This is a genomic window from Thermoplasmata archaeon, assembly GCA_038874435.1.
Lineage (GTDB): Archaea > Thermoplasmatota > Thermoplasmata > Lutacidiplasmatales > SKW197 > SKW197.
On the sequence record JAVZCK010000008.1, the window covers coordinates 21,649 to 45,402 of the forward strand.

At 43.5% G+C, this 23,754-nt stretch carries 16 protein-coding genes and 1 rRNA gene; 11 read left to right on the top strand and 6 right to left on the bottom strand.

The features are described from left to right. Positions 1-9 precede the first annotated feature (9 nt). Genes QXD64_04515 through QXD64_04525 form a run of 3 tightly spaced genes read right to left on the bottom strand, consistent with a single transcriptional unit; the run spans position 10 to position 3,132 of the window. A complete protein-coding gene (locus QXD64_04515; GenBank protein MEM3396579.1) occupies positions 10-1,209 on the bottom strand; it encodes a hypothetical protein in 1,200 nt (399 codons plus the stop codon). Continuing rightward, on the bottom strand, positions 1,202-1,855 hold the full coding sequence (locus tag QXD64_04520; protein MEM3396580.1) for a hypothetical protein: 654 nt from the start codon (positions 1,853-1,855) through the stop codon (positions 1,202-1,204). Before QXD64_04520 ends, QXD64_04515 begins: the two co-directional genes overlap by 8 nt. Further along, positions 1,852-3,132 (bottom strand): hypothetical protein, encoded by a 1,281-nt coding sequence (locus tag QXD64_04525; protein ID MEM3396581.1) that lies wholly within the window; start codon positions 3,130-3,132, stop codon positions 1,852-1,854. The genes QXD64_04520 and QXD64_04525 overlap by 4 nt, the downstream gene beginning before the upstream one ends. 124 nt (positions 3,133-3,256) lie before the next feature. Here QXD64_04525 and QXD64_04530 point away from each other — a divergent pair, with 124 nt between their 5' ends. The 3 genes from QXD64_04530 (at position 3,257) to QXD64_04540 (ending at position 9,443) form a co-directional block, all read left to right on the top strand. Continuing rightward, positions 3,257-4,444, top strand: coding sequence for a sugar phosphate nucleotidyltransferase (locus QXD64_04530; GenBank protein MEM3396582.1), 1,188 nt, complete (start codon positions 3,257-3,259; stop codon positions 4,442-4,444). A 1-nt stretch (position 4,445) separates the two neighbouring features. Beyond that, positions 4,446-6,236: a glutamine--fructose-6-phosphate transaminase (isomerizing) gene (gene glmS / locus QXD64_04535; GenBank protein MEM3396583.1), complete on the top strand. Its 1,791-nt coding sequence runs from the start codon at positions 4,446-4,448 to the stop codon at positions 6,234-6,236. Positions 6,237-6,420: 184 nt separating this feature from the next. Beyond that, positions 6,421-9,443 (top strand): 23S ribosomal RNA (locus tag QXD64_04540). Between the two features lie 84 nt (positions 9,444-9,527). On the opposite strand, the gene tgt is transcribed toward QXD64_04540, so the two are convergent. Next, positions 9,528-10,634 (bottom strand): tRNA guanosine(34) transglycosylase Tgt, encoded by a 1,107-nt coding sequence (gene tgt / locus QXD64_04545; protein MEM3396584.1) that lies wholly within the window; start codon positions 10,632-10,634, stop codon positions 9,528-9,530. Positions 10,635-10,709: 75 nt separating this feature from the next. Next, positions 10,710-15,551, bottom strand: a complete 4,842-nt coding sequence (locus QXD64_04550; GenBank protein ID MEM3396585.1) for a NosD domain-containing protein — start codon at positions 15,549-15,551, stop codon at positions 10,710-10,712. A gap of 351 nt (positions 15,552-15,902) precedes the next feature. On the opposite strand from QXD64_04550, the gene QXD64_04555 reads away from it, so the two are divergent. Beyond that, the gene (locus QXD64_04555; protein MEM3396586.1) at positions 15,903-16,451 is read left to right on the top strand and encodes a zinc-ribbon domain-containing protein; all 549 of its coding nucleotides are present in this window, start codon (positions 15,903-15,905) and stop codon (positions 16,449-16,451) included. A 13-nt stretch (positions 16,452-16,464) separates the two neighbouring features. Here QXD64_04555 and proS read toward each other — a convergent pair whose 3' ends face one another. Continuing rightward, positions 16,465-17,871, bottom strand: coding sequence for a proline--tRNA ligase (proS, locus tag QXD64_04560; protein MEM3396587.1), 1,407 nt, complete (start codon positions 17,869-17,871; stop codon positions 16,465-16,467). Positions 17,872-18,112: 241 nt separating this feature from the next. On the opposite strand from proS, the gene QXD64_04565 reads away from it, so the two are divergent. From QXD64_04565 to QXD64_04595, 7 genes are all read left to right on the top strand, one after another. Next, positions 18,113-19,234, top strand: a complete 1,122-nt coding sequence (locus QXD64_04565) for a tryptophan--tRNA ligase (protein MEM3396588.1) — start codon at positions 18,113-18,115, stop codon at positions 19,232-19,234. Between the two features lie 97 nt (positions 19,235-19,331). Continuing rightward, on the top strand, positions 19,332-20,021 hold the full coding sequence (locus QXD64_04570) for a hypothetical protein (GenBank protein MEM3396589.1): 690 nt from the start codon (positions 19,332-19,334) through the stop codon (positions 20,019-20,021). A 12-nt stretch (positions 20,022-20,033) separates the two neighbouring features. Next, positions 20,034-20,756: a hypothetical protein gene (locus QXD64_04575; GenBank protein ID MEM3396590.1), complete on the top strand. Its 723-nt coding sequence runs from the start codon at positions 20,034-20,036 to the stop codon at positions 20,754-20,756. Between the two features lie 8 nt (positions 20,757-20,764). After that, positions 20,765-22,138 (top strand): FlaD/FlaE family flagellar protein, encoded by a 1,374-nt coding sequence (locus QXD64_04580; protein ID MEM3396591.1) that lies wholly within the window; start codon positions 20,765-20,767, stop codon positions 22,136-22,138. After that, entirely contained in the window at positions 22,128-22,547 is a 420-nt protein-coding gene (locus tag QXD64_04585; GenBank protein ID MEM3396592.1) for a hypothetical protein, read from the top strand. The genes QXD64_04580 and QXD64_04585 overlap by 11 nt, the downstream gene beginning before the upstream one ends. 14 nt (positions 22,548-22,561) lie before the next feature. Further along, positions 22,562-23,059, top strand: a complete 498-nt coding sequence (locus tag QXD64_04590; GenBank protein ID MEM3396593.1) for a hypothetical protein — start codon at positions 22,562-22,564, stop codon at positions 23,057-23,059. Further along, the gene (locus QXD64_04595) at positions 23,056-23,754 is read left to right on the top strand and encodes an ATPase domain-containing protein (protein MEM3396594.1); all 699 of its coding nucleotides are present in this window, start codon (positions 23,056-23,058) and stop codon (positions 23,752-23,754) included. Before QXD64_04590 ends, QXD64_04595 begins: the two co-directional genes overlap by 4 nt.

Sequence of the window (23,754 nt, forward strand, 5' to 3'; positions counted from 1 at the left end):
CTTTCATTCTCACCTTCTCAGATGTTTGTGGCAGAGCATGAAGGCATCGATTCCAGCTCTCACCTCGTCCCTCAAATTATTTCCATACACATTTCTTGTACCAATGAATAGGTTTCTTAGTGGGGTCTGGGGTAGCTTCTTGTAGTAAGGCAAAGGCACATCTACAACCATGTGCTCTATTGTCTCCACATTAGACCAGAAGTTAGGATAGGCCCTGGCCATCACAACCCTAAACTTTCTAATTACATTCTCCACATTTTTTGATTTCTCATCGTTTCCAATAAAATACCGCCAGTATGTGGTTGCTCTTCCACCTGCTTCGAAGCCCTCATTGGAAGGCGAGAAACCAAATAGAGGGGCTTCCTCAAACAGGAGAGGAGTGGCTGCTCCGAAAATTTTTTCCTTCAACACAATTTTCACATCTAGACATTTAGTACGCAATCCTGCATATTCCTTAAGTACGGGATGTTCTAGCTCTTTCAAGAGGCCTGCTATTTCATATGGGGCAGTACTAAGCACAAAAAATTTTGCCTCGACAGATTTTTCGTCTAGAAATGCGGCAATTGCTTTATCATTTTCAACACTTATTCTAGTGCATTCAGCATCGTAAACTATACCATCGCTCTCGTCATAGATTTCTGTTAGATCCATCATGAATTGCTCAATGTTAGGCCTAATTGAATAAACCTCTGGGTAGACCTTCCTCAATTTGAACAAAGATGCGAAAAATGTGATGGCATCGATACCACTCCAAGGGATGCCAGTCGCAAAGGTCCCAACTGAGAGCAAATAACTGGTAGTATAACTATCATAATTCAGGGCCTCCAACAGGTCTCTCGCCGTGCAAATTTCTACTTTTTCTGGATCAAGCTGATTCAGTTTGATAAGGTTAATTGCAATCTTAAATCTATATGGGAGAGGAAGGTAGCTATATAGCAGCATCTGGTGGAATGAGATGGGTAATCTGTAGCTTCTGTGGTCTCTGTATACAAACAGACCTTTTATTCTGCCAAGCCGAGCTGAGAATGAAAGCACATCGGCTAATTCGATCAGGGGTGTTGGTGAGCCAAGCCAGAGATTCCCGATCTCATGGAATCTTTTTTGTTCCCTTCTTACAAAACCCACATTTATTCCTTTTCTGGCCAAAAGTGCTGCAGTGATATGGGCAGAAAGAGTATTTCCTATCACAAGGACCTCATGCTCAATCATTCGCAACCTCCACAATGCGTAGCCCACCCATATCGATTTCCAGCATTTCTAGATTTGAATGCGTAATAGGTTCAACGGGTAGCACGGAGAAACCCCTTCTATCCTCACCAATTCCCCAGAATAAGCTTTGTTCCAGAAGTTCCTTTCTTTCCTCATGAAATTTTGATTTAGCCCTCCAGTTTGTAAGGATTTTGCTGAAAGAATGGAAGTCTTTAGAAAGTGCGTGCCTTATAAGGTCTATCTGATGTTTTTTAGGCATTTCTTTGTTTGCTGCACAGTCGTACAATTGTTTCTCTAGTTCAAACAAAACAAGACCATAACCCTTAGGCAAATCATTCCATACTGTCAGAATCTCGTCGTCTAGCATCCACACAATTCCTCCATAGAGAGCACAAGCACACTCAACACTCTCCGGGTTCACTTTTTTTCTAATCACTCCAAGGTCCTTTGTTGTATCAAGCAAACTTAGGTATTGGATACCCACAGATATGGTCTCGTCTGTATTATACAGTCCTTTTCTAATCTTAAATTCATCAAAATTATTTTTTTCAATAATCGCATAACTAGCAACTGTGATTCCACACTTTATCCTTCCAGACAAAACTCTGTAACACCCGGGGACAAAGAGTTTGGTAATATCCTTCATTCACGAATCCTCTTCCAGGATTCCTCGAACAACCTCCTGAACTCAGGGTCCAGTGCAATCCTCGGGTCAATTTTTTCATTATGCCATGGAGGCGGGAAATCTTCCCATTTCTCAATCCCATAGTTTTCTGTATATCTGAGAAAGATTTTTCCGTTTTCAGTGAGAGATTTGTCCTTTACAAGTTTTAATGCATCGTAAAATTCAGCTAGATTAGCGCATACATCCTTTCCTGCATCAATTTTTCTTAGGTTTTCTGCATCGTCCATGTTTAAAATTGTAAGGTAGAGATTCAATGGTTGAAGTTCAACTTTGAACTTGCACTCCTTTTTTCCTTCACTTATGCAAGCGGTTTCTTCAACACTTGCAGAGATTCCAAAACATTCTGAGAAAATTCTGTAGAAGAAGTGGCTTAGGACAAAGCATGACTTTGCGCCCCTAGGTGCAATGTATATGTCAGGCACAGTATTGTTTTTCACAGAGATAATAAACTTAAAAGGCGAGAAGTCCTCAATCTCAATCTCGCCTATGCCCATTTTCTTAATGTAATATCTGAGGAACTCAAAAAGTTCTGATTTAGTGGGTTTTTCAAAGAATTTGCGGAGTTCCTTTCTAGGTACACGTGTTGTTTTTATCAAATGCCGCATTTTCGCTTCCAAAACTATACTCATTCCAAACATCTTTGCCGCTTCAGGGAATGTAAACTGGGCTTTAGGTTCGCCTACTGCCATTACAGAGCTCTCCCGCTCTTTCAAAAACTTTATTCCTTTTGGTGTCAGATTACTTTCTGCATCAATATACCCTTTCTGCTGAAGGGTAGCAATTGCCTCTTTAAGTTCATTCCCGAAAGTCGCCAATAGAAACTCTTGGGTTTTCTTATTTCGCACATTCAGATATAGAAGAAGAACGAGCCCCCGCTCAACTTGAGTCAACGGTTGCTCTAGTTTTGTCTCCTTTCCAGTCATCACAATAAGGGCGCACCTTAATGCCGAAATTAGAAGTTCCGGTCCTCGAAGAAGTGCGTAGCCAAACTCTCCCTTCTTTGTAGAGTATCCAATTGCAATACAGCCCTTTCGGACACGTAGTTCTTGGGTCTCTGGAATTGCATGGATTTCGGTTATGCTTTCTATCGGGATGATTGCATGTTTTTGTTCAAATGAAAATATGAGTTCTTTGCTCGTGAGAGTGAAAGTAGTATCAATCCATCCAGTATCTACATATTCTGGGCTCTCACGATACGGAATCACTTCAAGGTTGAGTACTCCCAGTTTTTCTCGCATAATCTTTACCTCTCATATATGATAAGAGGTATAAGAATTCCAAGAATTTAAAAATTACCTCACAATTGAAAATTGCCAAAAAGATTAAATCCCATGGAGATAATGTAGGGAGAGCTGTGATTGAATGCAGGCAGTAATTCTCGCTGCTGGGTATGGAAAGAGGTTGTGGCCTTTCTCTGAAGAAATCCCAAAGCCGATGCTCCCCATTGCAAACAAGCCCCTGATGGAACATCTTATAGAGGCGCTCGTAGTAAATGGCATAAAGGACATTATAGTTGTGGTTGGGTATAAAAAAGAACGAATTTTAAGCTATTTTCAAGATGGAAAAAGGTGGAATGCAAGCATAAGATATGTGGTTCAAAACCAACAACTGGGCACTGCCCATGCCCTGTATCAGGCAAAGAATCTGATAAAAGAGGAATTCTTGCTTCTGCCAGGCGATAACATAGTCCTTCCAAACGCGATTGCTAGCATCCGTGATACGAAGGGAAATGCGGTATTGCTCACAGAATGCGACGAACCCTCTGAGTATGGAGTGGCTTATGTTTCAGGCAAAATTCTTAAAACAATCGTGGAAAAACCCGCAATGCCGGACTACAACATAATAAGCACCTCAATTTTCAAGTTAGACCCCAGTGTTTTTGATGAAATTGAGAGATGCCTTGCAGTCAGCAGGTACGAGTTGAGTGACCTCATTAGAGAATGTGCAGTCAAACGCGAAATCACTGCAGTTACCCTTTCTAGCATCTGGAAGGATGTGATGTATCCGTGGTCAATTGTGGATGTCAATGCAATGGCTGCAGCCCAGATAAGGGAGAGAATTGCCGGTACAGTGGACAGCACTGCAATAATCCGTGGAAAGGTGAACATAGGAGAGGATACAGTAATCTATCCTGGCACATGTATCAATGGCCCTGTTATAATCGGTTCTGGGTGTGAAATTGGACCTTCTGTGGTGATTCTGCCTTATACCTCCATTGGAAACAATGTCAGAATTGCACCATTTTCAATGATTGAAAACACAGTTGTGCTGGATAATTCTACAATAGGTCCGCATTCGACGCTGCAGTCGTGTGTAATTGGAGAAGGTACAACCATTGAGTCCGAACTCAAGGGCTTGCATGGTGATGCCACAGTTGAGGTGGAAGGAAAACTTGTAAAAATTAAGCACATTGGTGGAATCATTGGTGCCAGATGCAGTGTTCAACATGGTGTTTACATGAAGCCAGGGACACTTGTCGGCAATGACTGTAAGATACATGCAAACGCACAGATTTCTGGGCGAATCCCATCCAAGGCTGTGGTGATGTGAAATGTGTGGAATAATTGGTTATGTGGGAAGGAACAACTGCATGCCAATAATATTTGATATGCTTAAACGTCTGGAGTACAGAGGGTATGATTCCGCAGGCATCTCGGTAATCTCAGATTCCAATCTCTACCTGATGAAGGATAAGGGCACGGTCGATGCTCTAAGAAGTGTTGTGGAATTTGTGGATTGCAACATTGGGATTGGACATACAAGATGGGCCACCTGCGGTGCACCTTTGAAACACAATGCCCATCCATTTATGGATTGCAAAAAAGAGCTTGCTCTTGCTCATAACGGGATAATTGAAAATTACAAGGAATTAAGGGATTCTCTAATGCGTGAAGGTCATGTTTTCACATCCGAGACAGATTCTGAAGTGATTGTTCATCTGGTTGAAAAATACTATACTGGCAACAATTTGATTGATGCAGTGCGAACTGCACTCCAGCATCTTAAGGGAAGTTATGCAATCGTTGTGCTTGATAGAAAAAGCAAGAAAATAGTAGGTGCAAGACATGAAAGCCCACTAGTGCTGGGTATTGGAAAAAACGAAATTTTTCTCTCATCTGACATACCTGGCTTTCTTCAGCACACAAACAAAGTGGTGTATCTGAATGATAATGAGATTGTTGAAATTTCAGAGGAGGGTTATCGGGTTTTTGACTTCAATGGCAACACTCTTCAGAAAGAGGTAAATGAAGTTTCTTGGAGTATAGAGGATGCAGAAAAGGGTGGGTTTGAACATTACATGCTGAAGGAAATCTACGAGATTCCCAAGGCAGTCCAGGACACATTGAGAAGTCGAATTGATTCTAGAATCGCAGAGCTTGATTTTAATGAATTTGAAAGGATTTTGTTGATTGGGTGCGGTACATCCTATCATGCCGCCCTGTATGGGAAATACCTCTTTGAGAATTTATTGAAGGTACCAACTCAGGCAGAAATTTCCTCTGAAATTCGCAATTCTACTCTGGCAATGTCAGACACCCTCGCATTTTTCATCACCCAGAGTGGTGAGACCGCAGACACACTTGCTGCAGCAAGAAACTTAAGAAAGTTAGGGGCCACAACCTGCGCAATCACAAACGTGGTTGGTAGTTCAATCACTAGAGAGACAGATGCTGTATTCTACACCCATGCTGGCCCTGAGATAAGTGTTGCAGCCACAAAAACATTTGTTTCCCAAATCACTGCACTCTACATGCTTGCAGTCGACATTGGAGAGGTGCGGAGTGAAATTTCCACAAGTGCAAGAACAAACTTGAGAAATGCGCTGAGAGTTCTCCCCTCTGAGCTTCAGAAAGTTCTTGACAATGCCGAACCAATAAAAAATGTGAGTAAAGAGCTTGCAAAATATGAAAATGCCTTTTACATAGGGCGTGGATACAATTATCCGATTGCACTGGAGGGGGCTCTTAAACTCAAGGAAATTTCTTACATTCATGCTGAGGGCTATCCTGCTGGAGAGCTGAAGCACGGGCCACTCGCCCTCCTTTGTGAGAAGGTGCCAGTAGTTGCCATTGCCACCTATGACGAACTCTATTCTAAGATGATTGGAAACATAGCCGAAGTGAAGGCTAGAAACTCACCAGTCATACTCTTCTCCACAGAAAACCACGAAGAGGCAAAGGAACTTGCGGACTTTGTTGTTGAAATTCCAGACAATCACCAGATAATCACACCTGCACTTACAGTAACTGCCCTCCAGTTAATGGCATACTTTGTTGCGAGGGAGCGGAACTGCCCAATAGATAAGCCGAGAAATCTAGCAAAGAGCGTTACAGTGGAGTGAACTCTGCGTTGGCAAAATGCCAGATACGAAAAGTGAAACTTTAAATACAAGTTCTTATATAACTTATTCCTGCTCATTTATGATGCACCCTTGGATGAAAGTTCAAGGGGAAGATGGTGAAGACGAGAAATTCGTCTGTGATACCGCTCATAGGCATGTGGGACTGGACTGTTGGCAGATGTGTCGCTTGCTGCTGACTCCGCCACTTGGGGGATGGTCTGGCTTGTCCACCGAAGAAGGGCGTGCCAAGCTGCGATAAGCTGTGGGTAGGCGCATGGAGCCTTTGATCCACAGATGCCTGAATGGGACTTCCTGCCGCAAGGCGGTCAGTAATGACCGGGAACCCCCCGAAGTAAAGCATTTTAGTAGGGGGAGGAAAAGAAACCAATAGGGATTCCCTTAGTAAAGGCGATCGAAGAGGGAAAAGAGCAAACCGAATCCGCCCAGAAATGGAGCGGAGATGTGGAGTTTGGACCTCCGTACTTCTTCGCTTCCTGACCCGAAGTTCCCTGGAACGGGACGCCATAGAGGGTGATAGCCCTGTAGGGGAAGGGAAGAAAGAAGATTGGAGGTATCCAGAGTACCATGCGTTGGATATCGCGTGGGAATACGGGAGGCACAAACTTCCAACTCTAAATATGTGACAAGTCCGATAGTGGATATAGTAGTGTGAACGAACACTGAAAAGCACCCTTGACGGGGAGTGAAAAGTGCCTGAAACCAGGTGGCTATAAGCCGAGACGGCGGGAAAGCGTAATGCACCGTCGTCACGTCCGTGCTGAAAAACGGGCCAGGGAGTTCCGATCAGCGGCGAGGTTAAGCAGGTTAACTGCGTAGCCGGAGCGAAAGCAAAAGTCCGCAACCCGCAAGGGTGAGGGACTGGGTGTGTTCGCCCGGAGTCGCTGGTGGGAGACCCGAAGCCGGCAGATCTATCCCTGGGTAGGTTGAAGCCCTCCGAAAGGGGGGTGGAGGACCGAACCGGTGCTGACGTGCAAATCGTTCGGATGACCTGGGGATAGGGGTGAAAGGCCAATCTAGGCCGGGAATGGCTGGTTCCTCCCGAAACTACTCGCAGGTAGACCTCGCCAGAGAGCGTTCGTGATGTAGAGTGACTGATTAGGTGCTTAGGGCTCGAAAGGGCTCGGCATCTTATCAAACTCCGAAGTTGCGAACCTCGTAGAAGGCGGGAGTGAGGGCCACAGGGGTAAGCCCGTGGTGCAAAAGGGAATGCAACCCAGCCCTGAGTTAAGGTCCCTAAATGCTGGCTAAGTGTTATGAGAAAGGGCGTCTCATGACTAAAACAACTGGGAGGTTGGCTTAGAAGCAGCCATCCTTTAAAGAGTGCGTAACAGCTCACCAGTCGAGTCATGGGGCCTCGAAAATGAACGGGGCTAAAGCCAGCTACCGATACTCAGGAGCACCGAATAGGTGATCTAGTAGGGAGGTGTCGAGTGTGGGTAGAAGTAAGGGCGTGAGCTCTTATGGACCGCACTCGAATACGGATCCTGGGAGGAGTAGCAGCAAAGAGGGGTGAGAACCCCCTCCGCCGAAGGGGCAAGGGTTCCTCGACAATGTCCGTCAGTCGAGGGTTAGTCGGTCCTAAGGATGCGCTTAATCGCAGCATCCGAAAGGGAAGCAGGTTAATATTCCTGCACTGCAGTGTTAAAGCCCTATGCCTGACGCATCGCGGTAGTCCAAGCATCCTTGCCAGGATGTCTAAGCGTATTAAGGACGGGGAGTGCCGTAATGGCGAGAACCGTCCCAAAGCGTGATGGGGTTCCCGTAGGGGGACTTTGGATGATCCGTGGTGCCAGTGAAAAGGGTATAGGGGCAAACTGCAACCGTACCTAGAACTGACACAGGTGCCCCTGGGTGAGAAGCCCAAGGCGTGTCGGCGAGAATTCGAGCGAGGGAATTCGGCAAATTAGCCCCGTAACTTCGGGATAAGGGGTGCCAGCCTAGAGATAGGCTGGTCGCAGTGACAAGGGCGCTCCGACTGTTTAATAAAAACATAGATGGCCGCAAGACCGAAAAGGTTCTGTATGGCCGTTGAAGCCTGCCCAGTGCCGGTATCTGAACACCCGTTCCAACGGGACGAAGGACCGGTAAACGGCGGGGGTAACTATGACCCTCTTAACCCTTTTTCTGCTCGCTCCGCTTCGCTGAAAAAGCGTTGACGGAAAATGTGGAAAAAAGGGGGAGATAGGTAGCGTAATACCTTGTCGCTTAATTGGCGACTTGCATGAAGGCCCAACGAGAGCGCTACTGTCCCCGCTCGGAAGCCGGCGAAACTGACTTACTGGCGAACAGTCCAGTATCCTCCACCTGAAAGCGAAGACCCCGTGGAGCTTTACTGCAGCCTGTGGTTGTGATACGGTTCTGGATGTGTAGTGTAGGCGGGACCCGTTACAAAGGGCCTGTCGCTAGGCAGGTACCGAGGGGCCGATGAAACACCGCCCTTCTGGAATCGTACCACTAACTTCCTTCGGGGAGGACACCCATAGGTAGGCAGTTTGGGTGGGGCGCCACGCCCTCAAAAAGATAACAAGGGCCCCCAAAGGTCGGCTCAGGTAGGTCAGAAATCTACCGTAGAGTGCAAGGGCATAAGCCGGCTTGACGCTGTTGCGCCCAACGAGCAACAGCGATGCGAAAGCAGGGCCTAGCGAACTACTCAACCTCCTTTGTGGGGGTGAGTAATAAGAGAAAAGTTACCCCGGGGATAACTGAGTCGTCTCCAGCAAGAGTTCACACAACCCTTTTGCGACGCAAAAGCGTTGACGGAAAAGGGTGGAACATATCGACCTGGAGGCTTGCTACTTCGATGTCGGTTCTTCCTATCCTGGTGGTGAATGAGCTGCCAAGGGTGGGGTTGTTCGCCCATTAAAAGGGATCGTGAGCTGGGTTTACACCGTCGCGAGACAGGTGTGTTGCTTTTTGGTGGAGGTGCATTGGTGCCTGAGGAGAAGGTCCCTTTAGTACGAGAGGAACGAGGGATCGGCGCCTCTAGTTCATCGGTTGTCCGGCAGGGCATTGCCGAGCAGCCACGCGCCAAGGGATAAAGGCTGAAAGCATCTAAGCCTGAAGCCCACTTCAAAAAGAGGCACCTTTAAGAACACCCGTAAATGACGGGTTTGATAGAGCAGGGGTGTACGCAGGGAGCGCAAGCGACCTGCTCAGCCCGCCTGCCACTAACGTTCGCAGCATTTGCGAGCGATACATTTGCCAGTCAAACAGTCCCATGTGCCTTTAACTAATTACTCTTCTTTTGTTGCTTCTTTTTCGTTTTTAAATCTATGTGTTTTTCCTCAACCTTTCAATTCTCTCCCCATACCTTTCCATAAATTTTCCAGACATTATTGCGTCTCTAACCTGTGCCATGAATTTTTCCATGTAGAAGATGTTGTGGATGGATGCGAGCCGCATGCCTAAGCTGTCGTTCTCGCGCAGGTAATGGGTTACCTGGGAGCATGTGTAATTCTTGCATGTAAAGCATTCGCACCCTTCTTCAAGTGGGCCAAGAAAGTTGAGCGTCTCCATATTACCCACATTGTATTTGCCATTTTTGCTAAAAATAGTCCTGTGTCTTGCGTTTCTTGTTGGGAATGCACTGTCAAAAACATCTATTCCGTTTGCAACAGCTAATAGAATCTCGTCTTCGGAGCCAACCCCCATTAAATACCTTGGTTTTCCCTCATTGATGAAACGCACAGTTTTTTCAAGAATTTTGTGTGTCCATTCCTTTGGCTCACCAATGGAGAGCCCACCAATTCCATAACCATCAAAATCAAGTTTTGCAAGTGCCTTGCTACACTTTTCTCGAAGCTCGATATTGAAGCCGCCTTGAACAATGCCAAACAGAAGGGAGTTGCCATTAAATGCGTTTTTTGCAATTTCTGCCCATTCCACGGTGTGCCGCACTGCCTCTTCCACCTTTTTCTCAGATGCATTCCAGACAGGACAATGGTCAAGCACCATGTTCACATCAGAGCCAAGCTTTCTCTGGATTTCTATTGCAAGTTCTGGTGTGAATTCAATTTTCTTACCTGTATCTGGCGCTTTGAAAATCACGCCTTTGTCTGTAATTTTGTAACTAAAATTTCTCACAAGCTGGAAACCTCCGCTGTCTGTAAACACGGTTCTCTCCCAGCGGAGAAATTTGTGCAAACCCCCATGCCTTTCAATCACACTCAAGCCAGGACGCATGTAGAGGTGCAGGGCATTTGAAATTAAAGCTTCCACATTACACATTTTCAAGTCCTCAGTTGAAAGCGCTTTCACAAAACCTTTTGTGGCAACTGGCAGAAAACATGGGGTTTCCACCGCTCCGTGTGGAGTAATAAGTTTTCCAACTCTCGCATCTGAACCAGCGTCTTTCGTAATAATTGAAAAATGTTCCATGCAGAGGGTTAAGGATTCTTTGAATATAACGGTTATTCCAGGGTGTCTGTAAAAAGATTAAAAGAAATAGAAAAATCATTTATGTTTTCTTCTGTGCAACGTCCTAAACAATAAGATACACAGCGGAGCCAGTGTAAACACAGTCAGTTGAGAGAATTCTACCACGGGATACCAGTCGCTTGCCCCAGCACTGCCGTCAATGGGATAGGCATTCGGAGAGCCCCACCCTTGTCCATCCCAATTGCTCCAGTAGTTGCCTTCCTGGGCTGTGTTATCATACCAGTAATTGCCACCAACGCTATCATATGCCTGGCAACTGCCGGAAACACCCTTACCTGCACCGTTGTTACCTATGAAGTAGTTGTGGTGAATTGTGTTGCCTGTGGAACCTTCTATAATGTATATCCCATGATTTGTGTTGTTGCAAATCCAGTTATAGGTGATGATGTTGTTGTTGCTTGAGTATTCCATGTAGATGCCGTAGTTGTTGCCCGAGGCATTGTTGTTTGTGATGTTGTTGTTGCTTGAGTATTCCATGTAGATGCCGTAGTTGTTGCCCGAGGCATTGTTGTTTGTGATGTTGTTGTTGCTTGAGTAGCTCAAGTAAATGCCGCATTCGGAATTGCTAGAAGCATTGTTGTTTATGATGATGTTGTTGTTTGAGTAATCCAAGAAGATGCCGACGTTTGAGTTTCCATAGGCATTGTTGTTCGTGATGATGTTGTTGCTTGAATGTGATAAGGTTATACCGTTGAAATTGCCATATAATGTATTATTTGTTAGCGTGTTGTTGTCAGAGTTTTCTGTGCGGATGCCTGCCCATGTGTTGTTGGATACATTGTTGTGGTTAATATTATTGTAGTTTGCGAAATCCAAAAATATTCCATTGCCAATCTGTTCAGATATTGTATTGTTTGCAATCGAGTTGTTGTCTGAGATACTCAAGGAGATTCCCCACAAGTTTCCATACACATAGTTGCTCTCAATATAGTTGTAACTTGATGAGTATAGTTGTATACCATTTTCAGCGTTACTGGACACATTGTTGTTTACAAGTAGGGTGTGAGAGCATCCATCTAGATAAATCCCATAGTAGGAGTTGTTGCATGTGTTATTGTCCAGCACTCCGTTAATTACATTTAACAACGCAATACCGGAACCATAAGGTGCACTGCCTGAATTTGTCGCGCCGTAGACTTTACAGTCTTGAATCACGAAATATGCATCAGTATTCTCAATCCAGATGCAATAACTTCCACCATTGGCATCTATCTCCCAGCCCCCAATGATGTAGGGGTCTGTTGCTGTGCCAGAGCCTGCAATTACTCCATTTGCAGGTGTGAACTCAGCGTTGCTAGTTATATGAATTGGAAGATGGACATTTGATACTGGTAGAGGATACCAATCACTTGCACCAGCACCGCCGTTGATTGGATATGCACTGGGTGTGCCGTAGTCCTGTCCATCCCAATTGCTCCAATAGTTTCCCTCATTAACTGTGGTGTCGTACCAGTAATTTCCGCCAACATCATCGTAGGCTTGGCAATTTCCATTCACATTCTTCACAGCACCATTGTTCCGGATGAAGTAGTTATGGTGGATGTAGTTGCCTGTAGATACGGAAGTTATGTAGATTCCATAATTGGTGTTGCTGGTAATTTGATTTCCTGTTATAATGTTATTGTTCGCTTGAGATAGGTAGATGCCATAATTGTTGTTATTTGAGATTGTGTTATTTCTGATTGTAGAATTGCTGGATGCATACAGCATCATACCTACCACGGAGTTATAGGAAATTATGTTGCCTTCCATCGTATTGTTGTTGGAATAGCTCAGATAGATTCCCGAATATGTGTTGTTGGTGGCAGTGTTGTTTTTAATCATGTTATAATACGATGATGTGGATAGGTATATTCCAGAATAACAGTTTGAAACATTGTTACCTGAGGCAGAGTTGTTGTTGCTTGAATAATACAGATAGACTCCATATTGTGAGTTAGCCGATGCATTGTTATTTGCAATGGTGTTGTTGCTTGAGCTGGCAAAGTAAATCCCGTAGGTATTTCCTGTAGCATTGTTGTTCGCAATTATGTTGTAGTTTGAGTTGTGCAGGTAAACTCCATGCGTGTTGGCTGAGATATTGTTGTTTGTCACACTATTGTTGGTTGAGTAGTACATATGGATACCTTTGTCAGCGTTGTTTGTTATATTGTTGTTTGTTATGTTGGTGTTGTTACAGAACGAAAAGTAAACGCCATTGGTGTTGTTGATAACATCGTTCCTAGTGATTGTGTTTTGGTCCGAAGAGTAAATATACACTCCATACCAGTTATCAGAGATTTTGTTGTTTGTAATATTATTTCTATTGCTTGAAGCATCTAAATAGAGACCATAGTGGTCGTTTCTAGAAGCATCGTTGCCGATAATCAAGTTGTTTGTAGCTCCATTTAAGCCGAAACCATAGTCCATGTTTTCATAAGCTTTGTTCCCGGATAGTGTATTGTAATTGGCAGATTCTAGGTAAATTCCTGTTCCATAATTGTTCGAAGCATTGTTGTTTGTAATGTTATTGTATCTGGCCGAGCTGGCGAGATAAATACCGTACAAATCGTTGTTGGTTGCAGTGCAGCCAGTGACATTGTTGTAAGTTGAGTCCTGCAAAAGAAGACCATAGTATGTATTAGAAGATAAATTATTGTTGATGATTTGATTATATTTTGAATTACTGTATATGAATATGCCCATTCTTGATGTACAGTATGTATTATTTTCTACTGTACCATTATTCACATTTCTCAGTGCTAATCCAGCACCATAGGGCGCATTTGCACTGTCTGTGGCATTGGAAATACTACAATTTCTAATAGAAAAGTAGCAAGTGGTGCTTTCAATCCAAATTCCATAGGAACCGTCATTTCCGTCAATATTATAGTTGCCAATAAGGTATGGATTATTACGACTTCCATCACCAGGCCAGCCATACAGCGTTTTCATGAAGGAAAACTCTGAATTTCCATTTATGTGGAGAGGTGCAAGCACACGCTTTGAGAGCGGATAATTATCGCTTTCACCCCCACCGCCATCAATTGGATACGCACTTGAAGTGCCCCATCCAGTACCATCCCAGTTGCTCCAGTAGTTTCCTGCCCGTGATACGCTCTCATACCAGGAGTTTCCGCCTACACTATCGTAGGCCTGAGATTTACCAGAAACACCTCTGCTAGCACCATTGTTTCTGATGAAATTATTGTGATGAATTATATTGCCAGTGCAACTGCTAGTAATATTAATTCCATACTTTGCGTTATTGTAAAACAAGTTGTAAGAGAATATGTTATAGTTTGCACCATTTAGGTAAATCCCGTATTCATTGTTACCAGATACATTGTTGCTAGTTATGGTGTTGTTTGCTGAAAACGCTGACAATACGATGCCCGAAAGAGAGTTGCTAGTCACTATGTTGTTTATAATGGTATTGTTCTTTGAATACCTATCCAAGTAGATACCATTACCGTTTTCTGATACATTGTTGTTTCTTATCGTGTTGTAGCTTGAGTTATATAGGTAGATACCCTCCTGTGCGTTATCCCATACGCTATTATTTATGACCGTATTGTTGGTGGAATTTACCAGCGAGATACCAGTAGTGTATGTATTGCTGTGCACATTGTTATTTGTTATGATGTTATGGTTGCTACCTCCTGAGATACGAATGCCTTTCCGCGATTCATTGCATATATTATATTCTAATTTTCCATTTGTCACATTGTTCAGTGCGATTCCTGCACCTTCAGGTTCACTGAGATACGCTGTTGCATTGTAAACTGTACAATTTCGAACGATAAAATATGCCGTTGTATTTTCAATCCAGATCCCGTATGATCCTCCATTTGCATTTATTTCATAGTTCTCGATTATGTAGGGATTCGCCTGTGAGCCATCCCCACCTATCACCCCATGTGCAGCATCAAACTGACCATTCCCATTGATATGTATTGGTGCGTGCGGTGTGGCTTTGATTTCCGAACAAATCCTTTCAACTCTCACCTTTGTATGGGCACTTAAATACAGATTGAACTGAGAAACTTTTGCATTTTCATGCAGTAATGCATTCTCCAGCTTGCACTCTATATTCTGCCAGTCAATCATGTAGAAGTAAACTGCATACTTCTCTTTAATGCCGAGCTGGTTTTTACCTGCCATTGTTTCTAACTCTTTACCATTTGTTGCTGATGCTACAGTTTCACCGATATTCCAAGCCCATTCATGCTGCACTACTCCAGCAAAACTCAGCACCCTGCTTGCCTCAATCTTTCCGTTTTTGCCCAAAATTTCTAGTGCCCTGTCAGCGCCGACTGCAAAATTGTCGGAAGGTTTGAACCCAGTGGACGGGTTTGCGTCAATGTCAATAAACACATAAGCCAAATCCCTCCCGTTTGCATTAGGTATTGCAGTCTCTATATGATTTGATACATACACTGGAGTCCCTGATGAGGCCTCGACGAAGTATTTACCGTCACCAGCGAGCAAATTACCATAAACCTTGAAGTAAAATGCTACATTTTTACCAGTTTCTGCAGTTGCATATTCTGCGATGTCTATGTTATCTGGGACATCACCAGCATTTGGTTTTGTAGTCTTTGATATCCTTTGCCAGTCCTCAAAATTGCCATCTATTATTATTGCACTAGCACCGTTGCTCTGCCATGTCAGAAACGCAACAACGCTTAGCACAAGCATTGCAAGCACAAAAACAGCCAGAATTTTGCCATGGCTTCTGCTTTCTTTCAATTTTCTACTATTCCTGTAGCCATTTCCGTTGGTGAATCCATTCGTCAGCCCATTTGTAAAACCACGGGTGTTGTCTTTGCCATTTCCGAGCCCTAAACACTTTGTAGTTTTACCCTCCAATCTCATGGAAATCACAGGAAGAGAAGGGAATACGGGTATATAAAATTTTGCTGCGAAAATCTGTAAATTCATAATAAAATTTTCCTCATGAAATAATATTTCATATAGTTTTCATATAGTATATAATATTGAAAAAGTGCAAATTTCTATTTCTAATCTTTTTGACTATAGTGCGCAGCGCAAGTGGCAGGAGCTTTAATAATGGCATTGGTGTGGTTTGTAAGAATTTTTGTGCAGAACGACGAACTATGATGAACTTTTGCAATTCCTTTATCTTTGTCTTCTATTGGTTTAGAAAATATCTGGAAAATTGGGAAATTGCGATTATTATAAATACACCTTATATGATTACTCTCCATGCTTGAAAAGAGAGAGCAAAGAATTTTTTCCAATGCAGACATCTCTATGCTGTACTCTAAGTGTCTGGAATTCTGGCGTGTTCAGGGCTTTCATCTTGTTGAGATGGGAAACTATACATTTTCAGGTGAGCATTTTACATCCAAGTTAGGATTGAAAAGGAAGATTCAGGTGCAACTCATTAAAAATAGTGAAAATGTCCTAGTAGATGCCACATTTTGTGCAGAAATTACAGAGACGGGTGCAGTTGCAGGTGCAATAGGTGCAGTTCTACTTTTCCCAGTTGCTGTGGCCGTGGGGGCTGTGAGTTATTTTGAATACGAAAACGACGCAGATAATTTGATGCGCGCCTTCTGGCATTATTTATACCTTGTCACATCATCTCCAGGCAAGAACATCTTGCCCCCTGTGCTTCCTACACCTGAGCAGCAAATGGCATCTACAGTTTCAACCCCTCCATCCGCAACTCAGCAGATTTTCTGCAAACACTGCGGTGCAAAAATAGAGGCAGACAGCAAATTCTGCAGATATTGTGGCGGCAAGCAATAACACAACTATATAATTATATACTTCTGCCAGCATCTGCAATCATTTCTGTGTCCTTCTTGCAAACGATGCATTTCCCAAGTTTTGTAGGAACATTTAGCGGTACACCTAATATGGATACATCTAGTGCCTTTTCGATTTCCATTCCACAACTTTCATCGCCACACCAGTTAAATCGCAGGAGACCTTTCTTGTTTCTTCCCTCTTCTATGTTGTCGATCCAGTAGATATTTTCTTGTAGGGTTTTCTCCGCCTTAGCATAAAGGTCTTCTTGTACTCTCTCAAGTAATCCTTTTATTTCTTCTACAAAATTATCCTTAGGAATTGTTTTCTTTTCTCGTGTATCTCTCCTCACCACCGTAACGCAGCCCTCTACCTTCTCTTTCTCACCAACTTCTATCCTAAGTGGGACCCCTTTCAGCTCCCAGTCATAGTATTTATTTCCGGGGCGTAGGTCTCTGAGATCTAGATGGACTCTGACTCCTGCATCTGCTAGGAGTTTCTGAATTTCCATTGCATAACTTTCCACGAGTTCTCTTTTTTCTTTTTTTGGCACAGGTACAATTACCACTTGATAAGGCGCAATTTGTGGGGGTAGGATAAGCCCAGCATTATCTCCATGGACCCCCACCACTGCACCAACTAATCGTTCAGACAAGCCAAATGTGGTTTGATGAGCATGTTTATGGTTTCCATCCTTATCTTCATAAAGTATATTATATGCCTTAGCGAAATTTTCATGATATTGGTGGATTGTTCCGATCTGGAGTGCCTTTTCTCCAACTAAAAGGTCTGCACCTAAGCTGTAAACTGAGCCCGCAAATTTATCCCAGTCAGGACGTTTATGGAGGATGTAGGGAAGTGCAAGCGCTTTTCCAAGCTTCTCCATTATCTGGATATCTTCCTTTATTTGTCTCTCAGAGTCATTAGCGTCTGTATGGCATGTGTGGGCTTCAAAGAAATGGATTTCTCGGACGCGAATGAATGCTCTTGTCTGTTTGGTCTCGTATCTAAATACATTCACAATTTGATAAATTTTGAGAGGCAAATCTGCGTGACTCCTTACCCAAATTGAGAACATGCTATACATTGCGGTTTCACTTGTTGGTCTTAGCACGAGTTTTATGTCTAGAGGATTTTCTCCAGCATGTGTGACCCAGAAAACCTGAGATGAAAAACCCTTGATGTGCTCTGCCTCCTTCTGGAATTCGCTCTCAGGGATAAGAAGAGGAAAGCATACTTCGGCGTGGCCAGTTGCATCGAACTCTTCTCTGATTTTTCTGTCAATTAATTGCATAATTTTCCATCCGTAGGGTAGCCAGATATTCATACCTTTGACAGGGTATCTCTTGTCGCAGAGACCTGCCGCCTCTACTACCTCGTTATACCATTCGGATACATCTACTTCCTTTTTGTGCTCCATAGTTCCACTTTCGAGAGGAATAATATGGATTTTAAAAATGTTTGCCTTCGAAAAACAGCGGTGTTTTTACAGACATAAATATTGGTGCTAGTTAACCTAATTATGTGCTTTTTCTCTTCTGATTTTTTATGCCCCTTCAGAAACCAATGCAAAGTTTAGGTAGGAGATATGGAAAAAAGCGGTTTTATTTTTCCCTTCTACTGCAGAAAAATTTAACAACAACTGAACGTTTGAGGGAACCATGGAAGAAGATTTCAGAGTAACTCCCTGGGAAGTATCAGGCAGAGTCGATTACGATAGAATAATCCAGGAATTTGGCACTACTAAGATAGATGAAAGCCTTAAGGAAAGAATCAAGAAGAATTTCGGAGAACTTCACCAATATATACGAAGGGACATTTTTTTCTCCCATCGCGACCTTGACATTATTCTCTCAGATTTTGAAAATGGGAAAAATTTTTATCTCTACACTGGTAGAGGACCGTCTGGACATACACACCTTGGCCACATTCTTCCATGGATTTTTACAAAATATCTTCAAGAAAAGACGGGTAGCACTCTTCTTTTCCAACTGACTGACGATGAGAAATTCTATTTTAAGGAAGAACTTTCTCTTGAAGATACGAAGAAGATGGCCTACGAAAACATTCTTGACATCATAGCCCTGGGGTTTTCCCCAGAGAAGACAAAAATATTCCTTGATACAGAATACATCAAAACTCTCTATCCTGTGGCTGCGAAAGTCGCAAAGAAAATTACATTTTCTACAGCAAGAGCGGTCTTTGGGCTAGAAAATAGCAACAATTTGGGTGAGATTTTTTATACCTCCCTACAATCAGCTCCAGCATTCTTGCCAACTGAATTTGAAGGTAAGATTACCCATGTACTTATCCCTTGCGGAATAGACCAGGACCCTCACTTCCGTGTTTGTAGGGATGTAGCTCCTAAACTGGGTTATCCGAAACCTGCATTACTACACTGTAAGCTATTCCCTTCATTAATGGGTGCAGAAACCAAAATGTCTGCCTCTGTCCCAGAAACCTCAATTTTTACAACAGATGCCCCAAAGGTCGCTAAAAAGAAAATAATGAGTGCATTCACGGGTGGTGCTGTGTCAGTTGAAGAACAGCGGAAGCATGGAGGTAACCCAGAAGTTTGTTCCGTTTTTGCTTACTACCAATTCATGTTTGAGCCGTATGATGAAAAACTCACTGAGAGATACACCGCATGTCGAAATGGAAATGTGCTTTGTGGAGAGTGCAAACAGGTGCTTGCAGAGCGAGTGGTCGAATTTCTTAAGGCACATCAGGAAAGGAGAGAGCGGGCAAGAGAATTTGTGGAAAAGTTTATCGTGAGAGATTGAGCTCTCCAGCATCCTTTTTAGAGAGAATAACGAAAGAGAAGCAACCTATAAATACCTAAAAACTTATTTCCAATCACAAAAGTAAGGAGGCGTTAAATTGAAATGGAAGTTGAGAAGAAGCAGGAAAGGCAGCATGGGTATCGGTGCTTTGATAGTTTTCATAGCACTGGTAGTGGTGGCTGCGATTTCGGCAGTGGTGATAATCAACACAGCAATTACATTGAAGAACCAGGCAGAGAAGACAGGTGAGAGCATAAAGCTCACAATTCCAGAAGTGAAATCTGTGATAGGGGATAGAGATCCGACAAACTCAGGAACATTAAGTCCGACCGTTGATTTTCTATATCTTACAATGGTTGTTAATGGTGCCAAAACCCTGAACATGACCACAATGCGTCTGCACATAACTGCATCAAACAGCGCTAAGAGCGTTGACCTTGTACTCAACACAGCAGCTCTTCAAAGTGCTGCAGACCCTGAGAATCCAACAGAAGCAGAACTGAGAAATGCTGCAGATGCCACGCATTATGCTGCAAAGGAGATTGCATCCTATCTGGGGAGTGGATGGGACCCTGGCTTGGGTGCTTTTTATGTGAGCAAGAACACCACATTGAAACTCTACATTGACCTCAGAAACTCTCCGGAGGGCATTGGCATGCCATTACCAGTAAATACAGATGTAATTATCACATTTAATGCGGGAGATAGCAGTGCTTCCTACAAAGTGCAGTTTAACACTGGCTACTCCTACGGCAACTCTAAAATTATTGACTTTACCTACACATGAGGAGGTGAATAAATGCACAGATTTAGAGTAAGAAAAATAAAGAAGAGCAAGAATGGTGCAATTGGCATAGGGACGCTGATAGTATTTATCGCAATGATACTCGTGGCTGCAATAGCCGCTGCAGTGATAATCTCAGCAGTGTTCTCACTCCAGCAGCAAGCAGAAAATGCAGCTGCAGGTGCCCAGAACAAGGTGAGTAATGCATTGCAGGTGAGAATAATTGAAGGTGTTAGAACTGGCACACCCCTTAGCAACACAATTGATTATCTTCAGATTCAGGTCGCCCTTGCGCCTGGCAGCAATCCAATCAACATGGCGGATGTGATAATTAAAATTGTGACAGCTAATAAGGAAACGGAACTCTCACTTAACCAGTATGTTTTTCCTGGTCCCAACCCTGAAACCCAGTCATTGACAGATGCACTGGCTCTCCAGCTTGCAGATGGAACACACTATGCGGCTGAGGAAGTTCCAGGTGGACAGGACAACAGTGGCTGGGACCCCTACACCACACCCTCTCATCCTAATCCATCTTATTTCCTTGCCGAAGGGAATGTTCTGAAAATCTGGATTGACTTGAGAGCTTCACCTGAGGGAATCGGTTCTCCACTATCTCCATCCACTTACTGCAAGGTCTCCTTCATCATAACTACTGGTGGCTTCGATACATTTGAAACCTTCACAACACCGCCCTCCTATGATACTGCGCCGATAATAGATTTAACATACAGATGAGGTGGAAAATGTCTCCGCTCTTCAAGAAGAAGCAGAAGGAGGAAGGTTCCGCCCAACAAAAACAGGGTATAGAGCAAAGTCTCGAGAAGCCGACTGAGGGAATCTGTGCAAAGTGTGGCAGCACAAAGCTAAGCTTCTTTGATGATGGCACTGGTAAATGCAACAACTGCGGCAGGACTTTTAACTGGAAGGCTGCACTTGCCTCGCCTCCAGCACCACAGCAGTTAGAGCCTGTTCAACATCCACAATCAGCTTCGCAACAGCCATCTGCCCAGTTCATAGAATCACCCCAGAATGTTTCGCAACCACTATCACAGCCCACCCCTGTTGAAAACCCCCAGTTGAATGCACAGACAGTCGTAGAACCCCTACCTCCATCCCCACCGCCTGCAGAGACACAAAAGGACAACGACGGAGGTTCTGTGTCCACATTTCCCAACCCAGCACTTCCATTGCCTCCTTCACCTGAGATACCTCAGCAACCAGTTCAGCCAATAGTCACGCCATCAATCCAGACAGAAGGGGGATTCAGAAGAAGTGAGAGAATTGAGGAGGCACTGGTGGATTTGAAAAATCGTGTGGAAAGGATAAACGATGCCAATGAACGCTACAGACTTGAGATAAACGAGATAAAAGAAAGCATTGCTAGAATAGAGAGCAGGTTACACGAACTTACCGCACTTTATGATGCAATCTCAGCGCAGTTCAACCCGTTCATTGATGTTCAGATAAAACGGGAGACGGTCCAGAGTACAGAGACTACGCCAGAAAAGATTGGTGAGGAACTGAGTGATGCTGTGATTCTAGACAAGGTTGCCTGCCCAAAGTGTGGAGAACTTATTCCAGAGGATGCGAAGATCTGCCCCAAATGTGGGACAATTCTGGAGGTTTCTTCAACACAATCAATGCCCTCTAATGAGGCACCTCTGCAGGCACTTCCGCAAGTTCCAATGTTTCCACAACAGCCAATGTTTGTCCAGCAACTGCAAAGTTCTCCTCAAAGGTTCACCCCACTTCTTCAGAGTATTGGGACAGATTACAGGAGTTCTTTGCTTGCAATGAGATGGATTGAGTATCTGCTTGACAGAGTTGATTTGAACGAACTCCCACAGGTGCTTGATTATTATAGGAAAATTAACTGGATAAGTAACGAAGTTAAGGCCGACATTCTCTGGAAAATAAAGGGAATAAAAATTGAGAAAAAACCCTCAAAACCGGAAACAAAAGATGGCTGGCGGCTTTCAATAAATGACCACCTGAAAACCCTGATGTTCATTGAAATGCTCAGAGGCACCCAGCTGGATAAACAGAATCTGGAGGAATTGGAAAAGGAAATGGAGAAGTTGAAAAAAAGCAATTTGGAGGATTTTTATGGGTTATAGCGTGGCTGTTGCCTCAGCCATACTGTTTACTTCTCTTCTCCTTTCGTTTTCATTCATATATATGGGTGTCAATTTCTCAATAGATGCACTTGAGCATGGTTTCAATGAAGGGCTTTCAGTAAGAGATGCAAAACTTCACACCCTAATTTCTGTTTATGCCTCAAATCTGAGTATGCCCGAAAGTGAGATAGTGCTTTTCAATAGCGGTAGCACAGAGATTCGGGTGACAACCCTTAACATCATTGTCAACGGAATCCTTATCACTCAAAACCTTACGATGACTGTAGAAGGAAAAACTACCGAGTTTTGGTATCCTGGTGAATATCTGAAGGTTCAGATAAGCAACTTGACATACATCCCCGAGAAAGTAAAAATTGTATCTGGAAACGGAAGTTACGCTCTGATATAAGTGGTGAGAAAAAAATGCCCGCAAACGCAGCTTCGCACACAATATTTTTCATAGGTGCGCTTGTAGTGTCGAGCATTCTATCTGCTGTATTCATAGGTGTCTCTCTACAGCTCAAGGATGGGATTGAGGCGAGAAGCGATGCCTTAAACAAACAGTTGAGGACAAGCATAGAGATAATAAATGACCCAAGACAGATGCCCTATGATTCAAATAATTCTGAACTTGTTCTATACATAAAAAACACTGGCTCAACAACAATCTCTGTTGTAACATTAACAATTGAAATTAATGGAACTCTATATGGTTACACATCTGGCTCTGCATCTGGAACAACATTCAACGACACGCAGCTTATCTCACCTACAGGCATTCAAGAGTGGATACCTGAGTCCACACTGATGGTGAAGGTAAAACTGGTTAGCCCTCTCATTCCTGGGAGTTCATGTCTGGTTAAGGCGACTGTAGAGTATGGTGCCTCTTGCACATTCTCCTTCCGTGTGGTGGGCCCATGAATGGAAAGGTATTCTCAATTGAAATTCCAAGAGATGGACTTCACAGAAGGCTAGGAGGAGGTTTACCTGTGGGCACAATAACAGCGATAACTGGTAAACATGGGAGTGGAAAAAGTGCAATTGTTCAGCGGATCCTGTATGGACTACTTAAAAACAACTACAATGTCACATACATTTCCACAGAACTCACCACAAAGGGTTTGATAGACCAAATGGAATCACTTGACTATCAGATCCTTGAGTATCTCACATCTAAACATTTGCTTTTTATCCCTGTTTTTCCTTTGATTGGCAAGAGCATTCCAAGGAAGGATTTCTTAACAAGGTTGATGGCTGCAAAGAAATTATTTGAAAGTAATATTTGCATAATTGACACATTTTCTGCACTTGTAAAAGACCAGCTCACCCCAGAATCTGCCATTGATGTGATGGCATTTTTCAAGAAAATTGTGGCGGGAAGTAAGGCAGTAATCCTTACGATTGAGGATGGAGAGCTAACGAAGGAGGTTGAAAATGCAATTTTTTCCGCGGTGGACATTCTCATTGAAATTGAAAGGAGCTTTGGCGAGGGCGAAATCCAGAGGGTGATGACAATAACTAGATACACAAACGCTCAGGACTATGTTGGTAGTGTGATAGGTTTCAGGGTCGAGGCAAAACGAGGCATAATTGTTGATATAACTACGGTGGCTTAG

Excerpts from the sequence above, each read along its gene's own strand:
- QXD64_04515 (MEM3396579.1), bottom strand. The coding sequence starts at position 1,209 with ATGATTGAGCATGAGGTCCTTGTGATAGGAAATACTCTTTCTGCCCAT.
- QXD64_04520 (MEM3396580.1), bottom strand. The coding sequence starts at position 1,855 with ATGAAGGATATTACCAAACTCTTTGTCCCCGGGTGTTACAGAGTTTTG.
- QXD64_04525 (MEM3396581.1), bottom strand. The coding sequence starts at position 3,132 with ATGCGAGAAAAACTGGGAGTACTCAACCTTGAAGTGATTCCGTATCGT.
- QXD64_04530 (MEM3396582.1), top strand. The coding sequence starts at position 3,257 with ATGCAGGCAGTAATTCTCGCTGCTGGGTATGGAAAGAGGTTGTGGCCT.
- glmS (MEM3396583.1), top strand. The coding sequence starts at position 4,446 with ATGTGTGGAATAATTGGTTATGTGGGAAGGAACAACTGCATGCCAATA.
- tgt (MEM3396584.1), bottom strand. The coding sequence starts at position 10,634 with ATGGAACATTTTTCAATTATTACGAAAGACGCTGGTTCAGATGCGAGA.
- QXD64_04550 (MEM3396585.1), bottom strand. The coding sequence starts at position 15,551 with ATGAGATTGGAGGGTAAAACTACAAAGTGTTTAGGGCTCGGAAATGGC.
- QXD64_04555 (MEM3396586.1), top strand. The coding sequence starts at position 15,903 with ATGCTTGAAAAGAGAGAGCAAAGAATTTTTTCCAATGCAGACATCTCT.
- proS (MEM3396587.1), bottom strand. The coding sequence starts at position 17,871 with ATGGAGCACAAAAAGGAAGTAGATGTATCCGAATGGTATAACGAGGTA.
- QXD64_04565 (MEM3396588.1), top strand. The coding sequence starts at position 18,113 with ATGGAAGAAGATTTCAGAGTAACTCCCTGGGAAGTATCAGGCAGAGTC.
- QXD64_04575 (MEM3396590.1), top strand. The coding sequence starts at position 20,034 with ATGCACAGATTTAGAGTAAGAAAAATAAAGAAGAGCAAGAATGGTGCA.
- QXD64_04580 (MEM3396591.1), top strand. The coding sequence starts at position 20,765 with ATGTCTCCGCTCTTCAAGAAGAAGCAGAAGGAGGAAGGTTCCGCCCAA.
- QXD64_04585 (MEM3396592.1), top strand. The coding sequence starts at position 22,128 with ATGGGTTATAGCGTGGCTGTTGCCTCAGCCATACTGTTTACTTCTCTT.
- QXD64_04590 (MEM3396593.1), top strand. The coding sequence starts at position 22,562 with ATGCCCGCAAACGCAGCTTCGCACACAATATTTTTCATAGGTGCGCTT.
- QXD64_04595 (MEM3396594.1), top strand. The coding sequence starts at position 23,056 with ATGAATGGAAAGGTATTCTCAATTGAAATTCCAAGAGATGGACTTCAC.